Here is an 18,021-nt window from a genome sequence, read left to right on the forward strand (position 1 = left end):
CTTTCTTATAGAAATCTTTAGGAAGTTGCTTATAATCGTTCTTCCAAAGGAATGACCATTCACCATTCAAACTTAAATAGCGTGTAGAATTAGAAGGCAAGCCATTTTTTGCTTTACTTATTTCTTCAAAAGGAAAATAAGAGGCATGCATTGGCATCCGGTTTATTTCTTGTACTGCCGGATTTTCAAAAATAGAATCTAAGGTCTGAGCATATCCGTTGCCGCATACCCATAGAAATAACAAGAGTAAAAACTGTCGCTGCATAGTTATTTTTGTGTTGGGAATTCTTTGTTGAAGAATACTTTTTCAGCAAGATCATCTTTCTTATCGCGAATTTCTTTTAGCAGTAAGCTTTCTAATTCTTTAGTGATTTTCTGATATTCTTTTTGTCCGTATACATTTTGCAATTCTTTGGGGTCTTTTTTAAGGTCAAATAATTCCCAAGTATTACAACGTTTGTAGTAACGGATAAGTTTATAGCGCTCAGTACGAACCCCAAAATGTGGTGATACAGCGTGCTCTCCATTTTCGTAATAGTGGTAGAACAACTGATTACGGATAGGTTTTGCTTTTTTAGCAAATAAAGGCAAGAAAGATTTACCTTGTATATCTTCAGGTACTTTCACTCCTGCTAATTCTAAGAAAGTAGGAGCTAAGTCGATATTTAATACAAAATCATCGTTAGTAGTGCCTTTAGGGAAGAGTTTAGGGTATGAAACTATCATAGGAGTACGGAAAGACTCTTCATACATCCAACGCTTGTCGAACCATCCGTGTTCACCCATATAAAAACCTTGGTCTGAAAGGTAGATGATAATAGTATTATCTTTTAAATTGTGCTTTTCAAGGTAGTCGAGCATACGCCCTATGTTCTTATCCATTGATTTTACAGTAGAAAGATAGTCGCGCATATAGCGTTGGAACTTCCATTTTGCTAATTCTTTTCCGCTGAGGTTTTCCTTGAAGTATTCACTTCTGATAGGATTGTAAAAATCGTTATAAGCAGCAAATTGAGCAGCTGTCATTCGAGAGAAGTTAGCGTCTTGTGCTACATCTTTCTCATTTTTAAACATTTTTAAGTCATAACCCATACGCATATCTTTTCCAATAGCCATTTCTTGCAAACTTGCAGGTACACGTGTAGCATAATCGTCAAAGAAAGTATCAGGTAGAGGAAAATTGACATGCTCATAAGCTCCTAATTCAGGTAGGTCAGGCATCCAAGTGCGGTGTACAGCCTTGTGTCCTACTACTAAACAGAAAGGTTTGTTCATATCCCGTCTGTCAAGCCATTTTTCTGCTTCGTCTTCTATGATATTGCTCACGTACCCTTGCTCGCGTACGCGTTTTTTGCCTTCAATGATGAAGTCGGGGTTGAAATACCTGCCTTGGTCTACCAATATTTTGAAGAAGTTAAAGCCTTTAGGGTCATCGCCTAAATGATATTTACCTATCCAAGCGGTCTGATAGCCACCTTGTTGTAGAAGGTTAACAAACTGCTGCTGAGACGAGTTGTAATGCGAGGTTTCATTATCCATAAATCCGTTTTTATGGCTGTATTTCCCCGTTAAGATACAAGCCCTACTAGGGCCACAAATAGAGTTGGTTACAAATGCCTTGTTGAAAGTAACTCCCTCTTTAGCTAACTTATCAATAGCAGGGGTAGCATCGGTTTGCCCATTGTTATAAGCCCCAATGGTTTGATAAGAATGGTCATCAGATACGATGAGTACAATGTTAGGTTTGCTTTGTGCAAAACCAAATGTAGAACAACATATTCCACATAAAAGTAACAATCTTTTCATAAAGCTGTTGGTTTATTTATGATTATAAACTTATTTTTCGGCAACAAAATTACAAAATATTTTGTTAAAGACCAAAAATATTTCCTAAAATTTTATCTTATAAGTTAATGAGGCTTTCTAATGCTGTATCTTTACTTGGCATTGGAGCATTGATAGAAATGATACTACCTTCTTTATCTACTAACATATAACGCGGAATACTTCGCAAATCATATAGTTTTTTGAATAATTCTTTTGTTTCTGGTGAAGCATAGAGATGAATACCGCTTAGTTTCTTCTCTTTTACCATTGTTTTCCACGCTTCTTTATCGCGGTCTACCGAAATACTTACAAAAGTAATGGGTTTACCTTTATAAGTTTGTTGTAAGGTTTCTAAAGCAGGGAGTTCTTTTCTGCAATCAGGACAATAAGTTGCCCAAATATCGATGAAGAGCATTTTTCCTTTTAGATTTAGTTGCTCAAAACTTATGGGCTTGTCATTCATATCTACTACTCCTTCAAAAGGCGGGAAAGGTTGCCCTGATTTAAGTTTATTAACTAAGTTTATATGTTGGTTGAGTTCTTGTAGAAGCTCAGTGTTCTTTATTATTTGTGGTATTAAAGCCATTAATTCTTCGTTAGTAGTAGCTGCTGAAGTAGGTGAAACCCCTTCTATGAGCAAAGGAGCTAGTGCTTGCTTGATGTTTTCTGATTTAATTGTTTTGAAGTCAGGTAAAATCTTTCCCCAAGGGTCATCAAACTCATATTGTACTTTATAAGAGTAGATATGTAGCTTAAAAATATTGTGTACTAAAGTTTGATACTCAGGATAATCGTTAAAATCAGTAGCATTGTCTAAATCTACTGTAGCGCACAAGTCTTCCAACTCATTGATAACCGGAGCTTCTTCTTCGGTATATTTGCGGTGATTCAACAAATATTCCGATACTATAGCCAGCTGCTGATAGCGGTTAGTTTTCTCTTCTTTAGCTGCGAAATCTGCTGGCAAGTTTTTTAGTATTTTGCCGTATTGTTGGGCTATTGCCTGCATACTTTGTTTAAAAGCCATAGGAGCTTGTCCTAAGAGTTCATTTTGTTTCTCAGCTGATTGTAAACCTATGCTGTCTTTTTGTTGTTGATAAGCCTTTATTGCTTCTTCTGGATTGGAGCACGACACTAAGGCACATACAAGAATTGCAAATATCTTTTTCATAACACTATGATTTAAAATAATGACAAAGGTACGATATTTTTTGAAATATTCTCTAATTTTAGCAATTATTCCTATTTTTGCACTCAAAAATCTTCTAATAGGAAACAATAACTCATTTATGAATATAAACATCGAAGATTTCAGTCTTACTAATTTTATTTCTTCTGTTGAAACTATGCCTTTTGATTATGCTGGTGTAGGAGGTATAGCTGATTGTTTTGGATATTATATTATCTGCTTTAAGGAAAGAAACAGTGATATTGTTTCTGCTATCAGTTTTGATGATATTTTACTACATAAAGAACTTACTGAAATGGCTAATCATATTTTACGAACACTGTGTATTCCTATTCGTTTTGGAGATGATGGTCATCTTGTTAAATCTACCTTAGGCACTCCTTTCTGTATTGATGAAAACCTTTTTACTGAACGAAAAATATGGTATTATTATATCAATGAAGGAAAAGGACTTTTAAATATTGGTATTAATTCGGTAGATAAATTTATGAGTTTAGAAATTATCACCCACCCCACAATTATAAAAGAACGAAAAGAAACCTTATCTATATCATAAAAAATCCGACCTATTACTAAGTCGGATTTTTATATGAAAAAGGTGATTAACCACCAAAGTCGTCAAAACGAATGTTTTCGTCAGGCATACCAAAGTCTTGTCCCATTTTCTGAACAGCTTTGTTCATCATCGGAGGACCACAGAAGTACAGTTCTATATCTTCTGGGGTATCGTGTTTCTTCAAATACTGTTCGATTACAGCATTGTGTACAAATCCTAAGAATCCATCACCTTCAGGGTCATTGATATCTTTCTTCACTTTCCAGTTATCTTCTGGTAGCGGTTCAGAAAGTACGATAAAGAATTTGAAGTTAGGAAACTCGCGCTCTAATTCGCGGAAGTGCTCTACATAGAACAATTCGCGTTTTGAACGACCTCCGTACCAATAAGTAACTTTTCTATTGGTTTTTAGGGTTTTGAAGAGGTGATACAAATGCGAACGCATAGGTGCCATACCTGCACCTCCCCCTACATAAAGCATCTCGGCATTAGACTCGTTGATGAAGAACTCACCATAAGGGCCTGAAATGGTAACCTTATCACCTGGTTTACGAGAGAAAATGTATGATGAGGCTACTCCAGGATTTACATCCATCCAGCCACCTTTAGCTCTGTCGAACGGAGGTGTAGCGATACGTACGTTTAGCATAATTCTACGTCCTTCAGCAGGATAAGAAGCCATAGAGTAAGCACGCTCTGCAGGTTCTGGGTTTTTCATCACTAAAGGCCATAGTTTGAACTTATCCCATTCCATTTTGAACTTATCAGGCTCACCTGGGTGTTCTTTAGGGTGTGCAGTGATGTCGATGTCAGTGTATTTTACCTCGCAAGCAGGGATTTCTATTTGTATATATCCACCTGGTTTGTAGTCCATATCTTCAGGGATTTCTACCACAAACTCTTTGATGAAAGAGGCAACGTTGTAGTTGCTTACCACCTTAGCTTCCCATTTTTTGATACCAAATACTTGTTCAGGTACGCCTATTTGCATATCTTGTTTTACTTTCACTTGGCATGCCAAACGTACTCCCTCTTTAAGTTCTTTTTTGGTAAAGTGAGGGGTTTCAGTAGGAAGGGCTTCGCCACCCCCTTCGTATACGTGGCATTCGCATTGCAAGCAAGACCCTTTACCACCACAAGCTGATGGCAAGAAAATCTTCTCGTTACCCAAAGTAGAAAGCAATGAACCACCGATAGGCACTTCTATTACTTTATCTTTATTGATAGTGATTTTTACAGGGCCGGATGGGGTTAGTTTCTGCTTTACATATAGTAAAACGGCTACTAACAGAAGGATTATTACTAATAACCCTATTACCGTTACTGCAATAGTTGTTAATATTTCACTTGCTAATATCATTGCTTAAATCTTTTGTGTTATTGGCTAAATTATCAGTTTTAACTTCTTGTTGGATAGTGGTTTCTTTCTTAGGCTCTTCTTTTTTGCTGCTACCACCTGTTAGCATACCACCAAAACTCATAAAGCCAATAGCCATAAGCCCTGTGGTGATGAAAGTGATACCTAAGCCGCGCAAAGGAGCTGGTACGTGTGAATAACGTATCTTTTCGCGTATAGCTGCCAACGCCAAGATAGCGATAGCCCAACCTAATCCTGAACTCACCCCGTAAGCTACTGAAAGCCCGAATGAGTGAATCACTTCAGCACGCGATTGCATAAAGAGTGAACCTCCTAAGATAGCACAGTTTACAGCTATCAAAGGCAAGAAGATACCTAATGAGTTATACAATGATGGTGAGAACTTCTCTACTACAATCTCTACCAACTGTACCATTGTAGCTACAGTAGCGATAAACAAAATGTAGGTAAGGAAGCTCAAGTCATAATTAGCATATTCTTCACCCAACCAGCGCAAAGCACCTTCTTTGAGTATATACTCATTGAGTAGCCAGTTCATAGGTACTGTTAGGGTTTGTACAAATACTACGGCAGCTCCTAATCCTATAGCAGTCGACACTTTTTTAGATACAGCCAAGTACGAACACATACCTAAAAAGGTAGCGAAAATCATATTCTCTACGAATATTGATTTAAAAATCAGTGTTAAATATTCTAACATTTTCTTTTCTTTTTAAATGATTAATGACTGTCTTCTATTAAGGCTTTGTTGCGTGAGCGCTGTACCCACACTACTATACCATAGGTTACCAAAGCCATAGGAGCTAACAACATAAAACCGTTGTTTTCGTAGCCTAAGGCATAAACTCCTGTTTTCTTGATAGGGTCTCCTAATATTTGGAAACCTAGCAAAGTACCAGAACCTAATAGTTCGCGGAAGAAAGCTACGATAAGTAAGGCGATAGAGTAACCACCTGCGTTACCAATAGCATCTAAGAACGATTTTCCTGGAGGGTTACCCAAAGCAAATGCCTCAAAGCGCCCCATCAAAATACAGTTGGTGATGATAAGCCCTACGTATACAGATAGCTGTTTGCTAAGGTCGTATACATAAGCCTTCAGAACAAAGTCCACTACGATTACCAAGGCAGCAGCCACTATCAGCTGGGCGATGATACGAATTTTTGGTGGAATCACATTTCTAAGCAAAGAAATGGTTACGTTACCCATTACAAGCACAAAGGTAAATGAAAGGCTCATTACGATAGCGGCTTTCAGCTGAGCTGTAATTGCCAAGGCTGAACAGATACCTAACACTTGTACTGTTACGGGGTTGTTATCCCATAGAGGGTCAGTTACTAATTTTGTATCTTTTTTTGATAGTCCCATAGTCTCTTATTTGTTTAAACTTTTAATATAGGATATATAAGGCTCTATGCCATCGCTTATCATCCCTTGCACTCCATTACCAGTAAGGGTAGCTCCTGCAATAGCATCAATTTTCCCATCTTCTTTACGTTTATTTTCAGGGTCACCATTACTTTTTGAAATTTGAATGCTTTGGAAGTTACCTGCCGCATCCAATAAATGTTCCCCAATAAAGTCGTCCATAAAGAAACGTTCTTTGATGTTAGCTCCTAAACCAGCGGTTTCACCTTTGTGGTCGAAGAAAACACCACGTACGATAAGGTCTTTATCTACTGCTATATATCCCCAAATAGCATCCCACAAACCACGTCCGCTTACGGGAATTATATAGAGGGTAGCTCCATCTTTTTCACCTACGTAAAGAGGTAAACCTTCACGATGACCGTTGAAGTTGATAAGGTCATTAGCACCTTCTACTTTTTCAGCGGTATTTCCTTTGATAAGGTATTGCTCTTTCACATAGTTAGGAAACTCTTTTTCAGCATCGGTAGTAGAAAGAAACTCTACTTTACCTCCTCCGAGCTCGCCTTCATTGTGATTTACGCCCATAGCGTAGAGGATATTCTGTTTCTTTTCTAACTTTTTATTGTTGCTGATATCGCTACTTAACGCTGACGAGATACCAGCGAGTAACGCACCTACGATTACCACCATTATAATGGCGAAAATCACTGTATACGAATTACTTTCTGTCTTGATTGCCATAATTATGCGGTTTTAGCAGTTGATAATTTTAAACGTTTTTTTCTACGAGACACATTGGCTTGTACTACGAAGTGATCGATAGTAGGTGCCAATACGTTCATCAATAAGATAGCAAGCATTACACCTTCTGGGTAGGCAGGGTTGAAACAACGGATAGCAATCGCTATAAAACCTGCTAAGAATCCATAGATGTATTTACCTGTATTGGTTTGTGCTGCTGTTACAGGGTCGGTAGCCATAAATACAGCTCCGAAAGCCAAACCACCTATAAGTAAGTGCTCATATGCAGGTAAGCTCCACAAAGCGTAAAACTGTGTACCTTCCATACTTGGGGCTAAACAATTGAAGATAGCACCCATTACCCAAGCACCTACAAACATACTTACCATTATACGCCAAGAAGCAATTTTGGTATAAATAAGGAATAGACCAGCTAAGATAATGAGTAGGGTAGAGGTCTCACCTACTGAACCTGGTATAAAACCAAAAAACAGGTCTGATACTTGGTAAGTACCCGTTTGTCCTTGTGCTAAATTACCTAAAACTGTTTCTCCTGATACGGCATCTAAATTAGCGCCAGCAGCTATGTCTTTAGCGCGTTGTACGGCTCCTTCTACCCATACTTTATCACCTGTCATAGATGTTGGGTAAGCAAAGAATAAGAACGCACGAATAGTTAGTGCTGGGTTCAAGATGTTCATACCTGTACCACCGAATACTTCTTTACCTATAATTACCCCAAAAGCTACAGCTACAGCTAGCATCCAAAGAGGAATGTCAATAGGTACGATAAGAGGTACTAACATACCGGTTACTAAATAACCTTCTTCTACTTCGTGTTTGCGGATAGTAGCAAAGATAAACTCAATGCCCAAACCTACCACGTATGATACTATCACTAAAGGAAGTACTTTAGTAATACCAATACTGAAGTTAGCCCAATTCCAGAAATCGCCGCTGCAGAAAGCCATACCCGCCTGAGGTTCAATCGTTCCGAAAGCGACTTGGTGCTGATAGCCAGCATTGAAAATACCGAAAATCAAACAAGGAATAAGTGCCATTACCACCATATTCATAGTTCGTTTTAGGTCGTCAGCAGCCTTAATGTGGGTACCCCCGTGGGTTACCTCATTAGGCGTATAGAGGAATGTGTGGAGCGCGTTGAAAGTTGTCTCCATCTTCGTTCCTTTATACTTTTCTTTTAATGTATTTAATTTACTTTTTAAACTCATTTTCTTAATGAATAAGTTAATTATTTCTTTTTATTGATTTGCGAATTAGTTTTAAAGCCCAATCGTAATGGCTTGACGTTGATGAAACTAAGTAAGAGCCGAGTGAGGTCGTACCCGTCCAATGATACTTCTTTTTGGTAAAAAGCTCTTCATCTGAGTGTTTCTGTATAAGTTGAAACACTTTATTATGAGAAGCTTCAAAAAGTGAGAGTATCTCAGCAAGTGATACTTTTTGACATTGCTCCCATATTTCTCGGTTGAGTTTAGGAGTGTCAGAAAAAGTATAACCCTCTTTGGGTATTTTAGGTTTTTCACCTCGCATTCCTACCTCATACCAATTTAGGAATAATAAATGCCAATGATACAAGTGTCCTATAACATCGCGAATATTTCTATTCATTGTACCTTCTAGGAAGGAGTCTTCTCGCTGTTCCTCAGGTAGTGTTTCTATCAAAGAAAGTAACTTTTGGTAATTTTCTTTAGCTAAAAACTCTAAATCTAGTTTCGTTGCAGGTCTTGCCATTTTAATTTAAGCTTTTGCTTTCAGCATATCATAAATAGTTTTATTGATATGTAAGTATTTCATAAACTCATCAGTATCAAACTCTACTTTGCCTTTACTATTTGTTTTAGCCTTTACATTATATACAGAAAGATAATAATCATTGCCCGATACATATGCCGTAAAAAGGCTATGACTTGCTTGTCTATCTGCTAACTGTAAAGTTTCAGCTAATGCTTCCCAATTACCTTGTTCAGCGGCTTGCTTAAAGCTATTAGGGTTGTCTATATAAGTAAAAGCAGGTAACTCTTCTTCTTTAAACCATTCTTCGGTAACTTCACTAAAAGGTACTTTTGAACGACCTGCAGCCATAAAACCAAAGAACATAATAGCTCCGAACTCAATTAACCAAATAATACTAAGGAAAATACCACTTACAGTCATACTCTTTATACCCCAAGTACCTTCTTCATTGATAAGCATTATCAAATCAATAAGATCACTTGGGTGAGTGGCTAAGTAAAGCAGTTGCTCAAATTGAACATTGCTCACCGATATACCCATCTGTTCATTTCCGTAAACTTCTCCAGCGTTTAGTACTAAGTCTACCCATACTACCCATTGGCTGTAATAAGCTACCAATGAGGCAATAATAGCAAAAAGTACTGAAAGCCCATAGTTACGCACTTTTCCTAATCTGATGACTAAAAGGCTCACTACAAAAGAGATACTAACCCCAAAACCAAAGGTAATGAGAAAGTTTACATATATAATAGGTATATACCACGTAGCATATGCATAGATAGCACCCAGAATAGGCATTATTATAGCACACACTAATAAAAGATATACAAAAGCTATAGGTGAAAATTTTCCTGAAGGCTTGTAATAGTTTAACATTTTTCTGATATATTACTGTCTATGAATTATTATCCTAATTCTTGAATCATTAAATCAAGTCCGTCTCTGATAATTTGCTGATGTGGCTGTTTAGACACACATACAAATTCAGTAAGCGCAAAGTCCTCTGGAGCTACTTCATAAGCACCAAGGTTTTCCAACTCGTCCAAATCCTTATATAGGCAAGCTTTAAGTAGTTGCATAGGATAGATGTCTAATGGGAAAACTTCTTCGTACATACCTGTTACCACAAAAGCACGGTGTTCGCCATTGGTATTGGTGTTAAGGTCGTACTTTTTCTTAGGATTCAACCACGAGAAAGTAAGCGAACGAGTAAGAGATACTTTGTTGCTTATAGGTTTTGCCCAACCGAATAAATCATAATCATTTCCTTCAGGGATAGCTGTGATTTGGTCGTCATAAAAACCTAAGAAATCGTTCTCACCTACCTTAGTGCCAGTAAGTACATCACCACTGATAATACGAGTGTTAGCAACTTCTTTTACTTGGTTACCTACCACGCTGCTAATTTGAGCTCCTGCAATAGCGGTTACGTAGTGAGGGTTTTCAATACGAGAACCTGTAAGTGCTACAGTGCGTGTAAGGTTGAGTTTACCAGTAAGGAAAAGTTCACCGATAACTACCAAGTCCTGAGGAGTAACCACCCATACCACTTCACCCTTGTTGATAGGGCTAATGCGTGCTATTTGGGTGCTGACGTTACCAGCAGGGTGAGGTCCTGAAACATTGTGAAGAACAATGTTTTTGAGGTTACGGAAAGGAGAAAGAGAACTGTCTTTAAACACTGATACGTGCACCTTACCAGGGGTTAGCTTAGAAAGGGCAGTAAGAGCTGTTTGTAGCTCATTTTCTTTGTCTTTTAGCACATAGTCGTAGTCTGGGGCAAGCGGGTTGGTTTTGCAAGCCGACACGAATATTGCTTTTGGAGTAGTGTCAGGATTGGCAATCACGTCATAAGGGCGCTGTTTGATAAAAGGCCAACAACCACTGCTAAGTAGGTGTGCCTTAATGTCTTCGCCCTCCATTTCGTTCACATCCTTTTCACCATAGCTCTTAAACGATTGTTCCTCGCTGGGTGCTATACGTATTTCTAAGACCTTACGTCTTTCGCCACGTATAATCTCCTTGATAGTACCACTTACAGGAGAGGGGAACAAGATACGCTCATCACTCTTAGAAAAGAACAATGCTTCACCTGCCTTCACTTCATTCCCCTCACGTAGTAAAAGTTTGGGGATAACTCTGTGAAAATCACTGGGTTTAACAGCATACAATGCCGAAAGAGGGAGCTGCTTAGTAGTCTTATCAGCTTTCCCTTCCAACAGTATGTCTAACCCTTTTCGAATGCGGATGTCGTTTGACATATCTAAAAAAATATTAGTTAGTTTTGTTAAATTTGGCGACAAATATACGAATATTTTTTGGATATAAAATAATGTAGTGATTTTATTTTATAAAAAAAGAATCACTTCAGATATTTATGGCTTCTTGAAAAGTTAATATTTTCAATTAAAATAACCTAAAGTGATTCTTTTTATCTCTTAAAAATAGTATTTATTGCTGGAAGAATGAGTCTACAAACTCATATTTGTTGAATATTTGCAAATCATCAATTCCTTCGCCTACCCCTATGTATTTTACCGGAATTTGGAACTGGTCTGAAATGCCTATTACTACGCCGCCTTTGGCAGTGCCGTCTAACTTGGTAACGGCTAAGGCGGTTACTTCAGTCGCTTTGGTAAACTCTTTAGCTTGTTCAAAAGCGTTTTGTCCTGTAGAGCCGTCTAATACTAATAGCACTTCGTGAGGAGCATCAGCTATTACTTTTTGCATTACGCGCTTTATTTTGCTCAGCTCATTCATCAGGTTTATCTTGTTGTGCAAGCGTCCTGCTGTATCTATGATTACTACATCAGCCCCTTGTTTTACAGCAGAAGTAAGAGTATCGTAGGCTACTGAGGCAGGGTCGCTACCCAGCTGCTGCTTAATCATCGGTACTCCCGTACGATCAGCCCATACTTGCAACTGGTCTATTGCTGCTGCGCGGAAAGTATCGGCAGCCCCTAAGACTACTTTTAGTCCTTTTTTAGTAAACTGACTAGCTAGTTTGCCTATAGTAGTTGTTTTTCCAGCTCCATTTACGCCTACTACCATCATTACGTATGGCTTTTTGTCTGCAGGGAGAGAAAAGTCGGTAGCCTCGCCAGTGTGCGTTTCTGACAGTAGACTACCAATCTCTTCGCGTAAGATTTTATTAAGTTCAGAAGTGCCTAAATACTTGTCTTTAGCCACACGTGCTTCTATACGTTCAATAATTTTTAGGGTAGTATTAACCCCTACATCGCTGGCGATGAGTACCTCTTCAAGGTCATCGAGCACCTCCTCATCTACTTTTGATTTTCCAATAATAGCCTTGCCAAGACGGTCGAAAAAGCTATTTTTCGATTTTTCTAAGCCCTTGTTTAGGGTCTCTTTCTTCTCTTTAGAAAAGATATTTTTTAAAAACTCAAATGCCATAACTATACTATAATCTAAAAACTCGGGCAAAGGTAATAAAAAAGGTTTATATATGCAAAAAAGCTGTCTCACGACAGCTTTTCAGATATGATAAAAATAGAGAAAATTTAATTATTTCTTCTTCAAAAATTCATCAACGAGCTCAGGAGCCATAACGCTTTCTACGAAAGTATAGGCACCTGTTTTAGGTGATTTCACCATTTTGATAGCTTTAGTAAGCTTTTTTGATTTACCTTGTAGTGTTGCTACTGTTTTCTTTGCCATAACGTTTTAATTATTTAATTTCTTTATGAACAGTTATTTTCTTTAGGATAGGGTTAAACTTTTTAAGTTCTAATCTATCTGGAGTATTTTTTTTGTTTTTGGTAGTGATGTAACGAGAAGTTCCTGGTAAGCCAGATTCTTTGTGCTCGGTGCACTCCAATATAACCTGAATTCTATTTCCTTTTTTAGCCATTTTACTATTGTTTTTAAAATTTAGTTAATATATCCGTTACGTTCTACCTCTTTAAGCACTTCGTAGATACCTTTTTTGTCGATAGTTTTGATAGCAGCTGCCGATACTTTTAGGGTAATCCAACGGTTTTCTTCAGGAATGAAGAAGCGTTTGGTACGGAGGTTTACATTAAATTTACGTTTCGTTTTGTTCATTGCGTGCGACACGTTGTTGCCCACCAATGCTTTTTTGCCTGTTAAGTCACAAACTCTTGCCATTTTTTCTCTATTTATTAATATGTTATTTATATTCAGGGCGCAAAGGTACAACTATTTTTTTTAATACCAAAACTTTTTTTGATTTTTTAGTTCGAATGTGTGATTTTTTAGCAGTTGTTTTAACCGAAAAAATATTTTGCTTTCATCATATACAAAAAAACACCCCCATTTACTGAGGGTGTTTTTGTTATCTGCTTGTCCGTGCTACGGACTATTTTACTTCTTCAAAATCTACGTCTTGTACATTGTCGGTATTACCGCCTTGCTGTTGTTGTCCGCCAGCGTTAGGTTGTCCGGTAGCACCGCCTTGTTGTGCTTTGTAGAGGTCTTCTGAAGCTTGTTGCCAAACAGTGTTGATTTTGTTTAACGCTGCTTCTATGTTGCCAAGGTCTTTGCTGTCATAAGCTGTTTTTAACTCGCTTAGCGCGCCTTCTATAGCCCCTTTCTTGTCAGCAGGTAGCTTATCGCCAAACTCTTTCAATTGCTTTTCAGTTTGGAAAATCATCGCGTCAGCTTCGTTTAGCTTATCAGCTCTCTCTTTGGCTTTCTTGTCGGCTTCAGCATTAGCTTCAGCTTCGCGTTTCATCTTTTCGATGTCTTCTTTAGAAAGTCCTGATGAGGCTTCTATACGTATGTTGTGCGATTTGCCAGTACCTTTGTCGGTAGCTGATACGTTGATGATACCGTTAGCATCGATATCGAAAGTTACCTCAATTTGTGGTACTCCACGTGGAGCAGGAGGGATGTTGTCTAAGTGGAAACGACCTATCGTTTTGTTGTCGTTAGCCATTGGACGTTCCCCTTGTAGTACGTGTATTTCCACACTTGGCTGATTGTCAGCAGCAGTTGAGAATACTTGTGACTTTTTAGTAGGGATAGTGGTGTTAGCATCGATGAGTTTAGTCATCACGCCGCCCATAGTTTCGATACCCAATGATAGAGGGGTAACGTCTAAGAGCAATACATCTTTCACATCACCGGTAAGTACCCCCCCTTGTATAGCAGCCCCTATAGCTACTACCTCGTCAGGGTTTACACTCTTATTAGGTTTCTTATTAAAGAATTTCTCTACCGCTTCTTGTACAGCAGGGATACGAGTAGAACCCCCTACTAAGATAACCTCGTCTATATCACCTACGCTTAAACCTGCGTTTTGTAGTGCTTTTCTACAAGGCTCGATAGTGCGTTTTACTAGGTCGTCTATCAGTTGCTCGAACTTAGCACGAGAGAGTTTGCGCACCAAGTGTTTAGGGCCTGAAGCAGTAGCGGTGATGTAAGGCAAGTTGATTTCAGTTTCAGTAGATGATGAAAGTTCAATCTTAGCTTTTTCAGCTGCTTCTTTGAGGCGTTGTAGTGCCATTGGGTCTTTGCGTAGGTCAATACCTTCTTCAGCTTGGAACTCTTCAGCTAACCAGTTGATGATTTTTTCATCTACGTCATCACCACCAAGGTGTGTATCGCCATCGGTAGCAAGTACTTCAAACACACCATCACCAAGCTCTAAGATAGACACGTCGTGGGTACCACCACCAAAGTCGAATACTACTATCTTGTGGTCGTTGTGGTTTTTGTCAAGACCGTAAGCTAAGGCAGCAGCTGTAGGTTCGTTGATGATACGTTCTACTTTTAGACCTGCTATCTCGCCCGCTTCTTTAGTAGCTTGACGTTGTGCATCATTAAAGTAAGCAGGTACGGTGATAACCGCGCTGGTTACTGGTTGCCCTAAGAAGTCTTCAGCGGTTTTCTTCATTTTTTGAAGTATCATAGCTGAGATTTCTTGAGGAGTGTACAAACGTCCGTCAATATCTACACGAGGGGTATCGTTGTCGCCGCGCACTACTTTGTAAGGTACGCGTGCTATTTCTTTTCCTATTTCAGAGAATTTGTTCCCCATAAAACGTTTGATAGAATAAACAGTTTTGTGAGGGTTGGTAACAGCCTGACGTTTAGCGGCGTCACCTACTTTTATTTCGCCTCCGTCTACAAAAGCTACTACTGATGGAGTAGTGCGTTTGCCTTCAGCATTGGTAATTACTACAGGGTCATTACCTTCCATAACAGAAACACACGAGTTGGTGGTTCCTAAGTCTATACCTATAATCTTGCTCATATTAATTGTTCGTTATTATTAGTTCAACATTTATTTTTAATTTCATTAGTAGATAGTCAATGATTGTGCCAAAGCACTAAAAACTGACAAAATGTCATTTTTTTTAGTTGTTAGTGATTAGTCGTTAGTCGTTAGAAAGCGACTAATCACTAATTAAAAGACTAATTTCTAAATACCAATTTTCCGTCGAAAGCGTCTAAGAGTATGGTGCTGTCTTTGTGGATATTGCCACTTAGTATTTCTTTAGAAAGGCGGTTGAGCACTTCCTTCTGAATGATACGTTTTACAGGACGGGCACCAAATTGAGGGTCAAAGCCTTTTTGTGCTAAGTAGTCTATCGCTTCATCGGTGGCATCTATAAGAATACCTTCTTTAGCTACCATTTTGATAACTGCATCGAGTTGCAAACGCACAATACTGCGGATATTGTTGGCGTTGAGCGGTGTAAACATTATGATATCGTCTATACGGTTCAGAAACTCAGGGCGTACTGTCTGTTTGAGCAGTTGTAGCACTTCGTTTTTAGAGGTTTCAATAGCGCGCTCAGTGTCATTGGCGTACTTGTCGAACGCTTCTTGAATAAGCTGACTACCCATATTAGAGGTCATAATGATAATGGTATTTTTGAAGTCGGCAGTACGACCTTTATTGTCAGTTAAACGTCCTTCGTCTAATACCTGCAAAAGAATATTGAAAGTGTCAGGGTGTGCTTTCTCAATTTCGTCTAACAGAATAACAGAATACGGACGGCGACGTACGGCTTCGGTTAGCTGACCGCCTTCTTCGTAACCTACATATCCTGGAGGCGCGCCTACCAATCGGCTTACAGCGTGTTTCTCTTGGTATTCACTCATATCGATACGCGTCATTGCGTTTTCATCGTCGAAGAGGTATTCAGCCAACGCTTTGGCAAGTTCCGTTTTACCGACCCCTGTAGTACCTAAGAAAAGGAATGAACCTATAGGGCGACGAGGGTCTTGCAAGCCTGCACGGCTACGGCGTATGGCATCAGATACTGCTTCTATAGCCTCCTCTTGTCCTACTACACGTTTGTGCAATTCGCTTTCGAGCTTCAACAGCTTTTCGCGTTCGCCTTGTAGCATTTTCGATACCGGTATGCCTGTCCATTTGGCTACTACCTCAGCTATATCTTCAGCCGTAACCTCTTCTTTTACTAAGCTATTACCTTCACTTTTGTTGTCTAAGTTCTCTTGCAAAGCAGCCAATTTAGCTTCAGCTTCTTTTATTTTGCCATAGCGCAACTCAGCCACTTTTCCGTAATCGCCTTCGCGTTCGGCTCTGCTCGCTTCTAGTTTGTACTGTTCGATAGCTTCTTTGGTAGCTTGTACCTCGTCAATTACGCCCTTTTCGCCTTGCCATTTGGCATAGATAGCGTTGCGTTCTTCTTTTAGGTTTGCCAAATCTACGTTGAGTATTTTGAGTTTAGCCTCATCGTTTTCGCGTTTGATAGCCTCGATCTCTATTTCGAGCTGCATTATCTTGCGGTCGAGTACGTCTAACTCTTCAGGTTTAGAGTTGATTTCCATACGCAGTTTAGCAGCTGCCTCGTCCATTAGGTCGATGGCCTTGTCGGGCAAGAAACGATTGGTGATATAGCGTTCTGAAAGCTCTACCGCTGCAATGATAGCCTCGTCTTTGATGCGCACCTTGTGGTGAGTTTCGTATTTTTCTTTGATACCACGAAGGATAGAAATAGCACTTTCAGTATCAGGTTCTTCTACCATTACTTTCTGGAAACGACGTTCTAATGCCTTATCTTTTTCGAAGTACTTTTGATACTCATCGAGGGTAGTAGCCCCAATAGCACGTAGCTCACCACGAGCTAAAGCCGGTTTTAAGATGTTGGCAGCGTCCATAGCACCTTCGCCACCACCAGCCCCTACAAGGGTGTGGATTTCGTCAATAAACAAAATGATGCTACCATCAGAGCTGGTTACCTCTTTCACTACCGATTTGAGTCGTTCTTCAAACTCGCCTTTGTATTTGGCTCCCGCGATAAGGGCACCCATATCGAGCGAGTAGATTACTTTGTCTTTAAGGTTTTCGGGTACATCGCCTTTTACGATACGGTGTGCCAAACCTTCGGCGATAGCGGTTTTACCAACCCCTGGTTCACCTACTAGCATAGGGTTGTTTTTGGTTCTACGCGAAAGGATTTGTAGCACGCGGCGTATTTCCTCATCACGACCAATCACAGGGTCGAGCTTGCCACTATCAGCCAGCTGATTGAGGTTTTTAGCGTATTTGTTAAGCGAGTTGTAAGTATCTTCAGCCGATGCGGAAGTTACTCGTTCGCCCTTGCGCAGCTCTTGAATGGCTTTCTCCATTTCTTTTTCGCTTACGCCTTGGTCTTTGAGGGCTTGTGCTATTTTGCTATTACTTTTGAAGATAGCTAAAAGCAAGTGCTCTAACGATACGTATTCGTCGTTCCATTTTTTAGCGATGTTAGCCGCTTCGTTGAGCATTGTATTGGCTTCGCGAGAGATGCCCATACTACCCCCCGTTACTTTTGGAAAAGACTGTAAGGCAGCTTCTAAGTTTTTGCTGAGCTGTTCGCGGTTGATGTTCAATTTTTTAAAGAGGAAAGGCAACACGTTTTCGTCTACTTGCTCGATAGCTTTAAAGAAGTGTTCGCATTGCAATTCCTGATGCCCATATTGTTGGGCAATTTGCTGAGCGGTTTGTACCGCTTCTTGCGCTTTGATAGTAAATGTATTGAAGTTCATATTAAATTCTTTTTTAGGGTTCAACAATCTCGCATAGGGTAGGGCAATAGTTGTGCCAATGCTTAATAACTGACAAAATGACAGTTTTTGATGACAAAATGACAGTTATGCATTCGATTATTGTTTGACCATCCTTCGCTTATCCTTCGCTCATTCTTCGGTGTAGAGCCACTATACTAGTGTGGTGTGATGAGTGTTTTAATAAATAAAAAAAGC

The 18,021-nt window shown here is 39.3% G+C and carries 18 protein-coding genes; 1 reads left to right on the plus strand and 17 read right to left on the minus strand.

Annotation, left to right across the window (positions count from 1 at the left end; translation table 11 throughout):
- The 3 genes from HMPREF9074_RS12335 to HMPREF9074_RS05325 form a co-directional block, all read right to left on the minus strand.
- Positions 1-265, minus strand: a 265-nt coding sequence (locus tag HMPREF9074_RS12335; RefSeq protein ID WP_034539907.1) for a hypothetical protein, incomplete at its 3' end; no start/stop codon positions are given.
- A gap of 2 nt (positions 266-267) precedes the next feature.
- Positions 268-1,806, minus strand: a complete 1,539-nt coding sequence (locus tag HMPREF9074_RS05320) for a sulfatase family protein (RefSeq protein WP_009391302.1) — start codon at positions 1,804-1,806, stop codon at positions 268-270.
- 97 nt (positions 1,807-1,903) lie between these two features.
- A complete protein-coding gene (locus HMPREF9074_RS05325; RefSeq protein ID WP_034539911.1) occupies positions 1,904-2,998 on the minus strand; it encodes a TlpA family protein disulfide reductase in 1,095 nt (364 codons plus the stop codon).
- Between the two features lie 118 nt (positions 2,999-3,116).
- Between HMPREF9074_RS05325 and HMPREF9074_RS05330 the strand changes: the two genes are divergently transcribed.
- Entirely contained in the window at positions 3,117-3,572 is a 456-nt protein-coding gene (locus HMPREF9074_RS05330; protein ID WP_009391303.1) for a hypothetical protein, read from the plus strand.
- 46 nt (positions 3,573-3,618) lie between these two features.
- On the opposite strand, the gene nqrF is transcribed toward HMPREF9074_RS05330, so the two are convergent.
- The 14 genes from nqrF to clpB all read right to left on the minus strand — a co-directional run bounded on the left by nqrF (position 3,619) and on the right by clpB (position 17,805).
- A complete protein-coding gene (gene nqrF / locus HMPREF9074_RS05335) occupies positions 3,619-4,932 on the minus strand; it encodes an NADH:ubiquinone reductase (Na(+)-transporting) subunit F (protein WP_009391308.1) in 1,314 nt (437 codons plus the stop codon).
- Positions 4,916-5,650 (minus strand): NADH:ubiquinone reductase (Na(+)-transporting) subunit E, encoded by a 735-nt coding sequence (nqrE, locus tag HMPREF9074_RS05340; protein WP_009391310.1) that lies wholly within the window; start codon positions 5,648-5,650, stop codon positions 4,916-4,918. The genes nqrF and nqrE overlap by 17 nt, the downstream gene beginning before the upstream one ends.
- Positions 5,651-5,670: 20 nt before the next feature.
- The gene (locus tag HMPREF9074_RS05345) at positions 5,671-6,318 is read right to left on the minus strand and encodes an NADH:ubiquinone reductase (Na(+)-transporting) subunit D (RefSeq protein ID WP_009391312.1); all 648 of its coding nucleotides are present in this window, start codon (positions 6,316-6,318) and stop codon (positions 5,671-5,673) included.
- A gap of 6 nt (positions 6,319-6,324) precedes the next feature.
- Complete coding sequence (locus HMPREF9074_RS05350) at positions 6,325-7,062, minus strand: Na(+)-translocating NADH-quinone reductase subunit C (RefSeq protein WP_009391314.1); 738 nt, start codon at positions 7,060-7,062, stop codon at positions 6,325-6,327.
- Between the two features lie 2 nt (positions 7,063-7,064).
- Positions 7,065-8,294: an NADH:ubiquinone reductase (Na(+)-transporting) subunit B gene (locus HMPREF9074_RS05355; RefSeq protein ID WP_009391315.1), complete on the minus strand. Its 1,230-nt coding sequence runs from the start codon at positions 8,292-8,294 to the stop codon at positions 7,065-7,067.
- Positions 8,295-8,310: 16 nt separating this feature from the next.
- Positions 8,311-8,817, minus strand: coding sequence for a DinB family protein (locus tag HMPREF9074_RS05360; RefSeq protein ID WP_009391316.1), 507 nt, complete (start codon positions 8,815-8,817; stop codon positions 8,311-8,313).
- Between the two features lie 6 nt (positions 8,818-8,823).
- Positions 8,824-9,696, minus strand: coding sequence for a hypothetical protein (locus HMPREF9074_RS05365; RefSeq protein WP_009391319.1), 873 nt, complete (start codon positions 9,694-9,696; stop codon positions 8,824-8,826).
- Between the two features lie 29 nt (positions 9,697-9,725).
- Entirely contained in the window at positions 9,726-11,081 is a 1,356-nt protein-coding gene (locus tag HMPREF9074_RS05370; RefSeq protein ID WP_009391320.1) for a Na(+)-translocating NADH-quinone reductase subunit A, read from the minus strand.
- Positions 11,082-11,271: 190 nt separating this feature from the next.
- Positions 11,272-12,234 carry a signal recognition particle-docking protein FtsY gene (gene ftsY / locus HMPREF9074_RS05375; RefSeq protein WP_009391321.1) on the minus strand — a complete coding sequence of 321 codons (963 nt, stop codon included), beginning with the start codon at positions 12,232-12,234 and terminating at the stop codon, positions 11,272-11,274.
- Between the two features lie 111 nt (positions 12,235-12,345).
- Positions 12,346-12,498 carry a DUF4295 domain-containing protein gene (locus HMPREF9074_RS11860; RefSeq protein WP_002680984.1) on the minus strand — a complete coding sequence of 51 codons (153 nt, stop codon included), beginning with the start codon at positions 12,496-12,498 and terminating at the stop codon, positions 12,346-12,348.
- Between the two features lie 10 nt (positions 12,499-12,508).
- Entirely contained in the window at positions 12,509-12,691 is a 183-nt protein-coding gene (rpmG, locus tag HMPREF9074_RS05380) for a 50S ribosomal protein L33 (protein WP_009391322.1), read from the minus strand.
- 20 nt (positions 12,692-12,711) lie between these two features.
- Positions 12,712-12,948 (minus strand): 50S ribosomal protein L28, encoded by a 237-nt coding sequence (gene rpmB, locus HMPREF9074_RS05385; protein WP_009391324.1) that lies wholly within the window; start codon positions 12,946-12,948, stop codon positions 12,712-12,714.
- A 211-nt stretch (positions 12,949-13,159) separates the two neighbouring features.
- Entirely contained in the window at positions 13,160-15,058 is a 1,899-nt protein-coding gene (gene dnaK / locus HMPREF9074_RS05390; protein ID WP_009391326.1) for a molecular chaperone DnaK, read from the minus strand.
- 161 nt (positions 15,059-15,219) lie between these two features.
- Positions 15,220-17,805, minus strand: a complete 2,586-nt coding sequence (gene clpB / locus HMPREF9074_RS05395; RefSeq protein ID WP_009391328.1) for an ATP-dependent chaperone ClpB — start codon at positions 17,803-17,805, stop codon at positions 15,220-15,222.
- Positions 17,806-18,021 lie beyond the last annotated feature (216 nt).

It is taken from the genome of Capnocytophaga sp. oral taxon 329 str. F0087, assembly GCF_000213295.2.
Lineage (GTDB): Bacteria > Bacteroidota > Bacteroidia > Flavobacteriales > Flavobacteriaceae > Capnocytophaga > Capnocytophaga leadbetteri_A.

Excerpts from the sequence above, each read along its gene's own strand:
- HMPREF9074_RS05320 (WP_009391302.1), bottom strand. The coding sequence starts at position 1,806 with ATGAAAAGATTGTTACTTTTATGTGGAATATGTTGTTCTACATTTGGT.
- HMPREF9074_RS05325 (WP_034539911.1), bottom strand. The coding sequence starts at position 2,998 with ATGAAAAAGATATTTGCAATTCTTGTATGTGCCTTAGTGTCGTGCTCC.
- HMPREF9074_RS05330 (WP_009391303.1), top strand. The coding sequence starts at position 3,117 with ATGAATATAAACATCGAAGATTTCAGTCTTACTAATTTTATTTCTTCT.
- nqrF (WP_009391308.1), bottom strand. The coding sequence starts at position 4,932 with ATGATATTAGCAAGTGAAATATTAACAACTATTGCAGTAACGGTAATA.
- nqrE (WP_009391310.1), bottom strand. The coding sequence starts at position 5,650 with ATGTTAGAATATTTAACACTGATTTTTAAATCAATATTCGTAGAGAAT.
- HMPREF9074_RS05345 (WP_009391312.1), bottom strand. The coding sequence starts at position 6,318 with ATGGGACTATCAAAAAAAGATACAAAATTAGTAACTGACCCTCTATGG.
- HMPREF9074_RS05350 (WP_009391314.1), bottom strand. The coding sequence starts at position 7,062 with ATGGCAATCAAGACAGAAAGTAATTCGTATACAGTGATTTTCGCCATT.
- HMPREF9074_RS05355 (WP_009391315.1), bottom strand. The coding sequence starts at position 8,294 with ATGAGTTTAAAAAGTAAATTAAATACATTAAAAGAAAAGTATAAAGGA.
- HMPREF9074_RS05360 (WP_009391316.1), bottom strand. The coding sequence starts at position 8,817 with ATGGCAAGACCTGCAACGAAACTAGATTTAGAGTTTTTAGCTAAAGAA.
- HMPREF9074_RS05365 (WP_009391319.1), bottom strand. The coding sequence starts at position 9,696 with ATGTTAAACTATTACAAGCCTTCAGGAAAATTTTCACCTATAGCTTTT.
- HMPREF9074_RS05370 (WP_009391320.1), bottom strand. The coding sequence starts at position 11,081 with ATGTCAAACGACATCCGCATTCGAAAAGGGTTAGACATACTGTTGGAA.
- ftsY (WP_009391321.1), bottom strand. The coding sequence starts at position 12,234 with ATGGCATTTGAGTTTTTAAAAAATATCTTTTCTAAAGAGAAGAAAGAG.
- HMPREF9074_RS11860 (WP_002680984.1), bottom strand. The coding sequence starts at position 12,498 with ATGGCAAAGAAAACAGTAGCAACACTACAAGGTAAATCAAAAAAGCTT.
- rpmG (WP_009391322.1), bottom strand. The coding sequence starts at position 12,691 with ATGGCTAAAAAAGGAAATAGAATTCAGGTTATATTGGAGTGCACCGAG.
- rpmB (WP_009391324.1), bottom strand. The coding sequence starts at position 12,948 with ATGGCAAGAGTTTGTGACTTAACAGGCAAAAAAGCATTGGTGGGCAAC.
- dnaK (WP_009391326.1), bottom strand. The coding sequence starts at position 15,058 with ATGAGCAAGATTATAGGTATAGACTTAGGAACCACCAACTCGTGTGTT.
- clpB (WP_009391328.1), bottom strand. The coding sequence starts at position 17,805 with ATGAACTTCAATACATTTACTATCAAAGCGCAAGAAGCGGTACAAACC.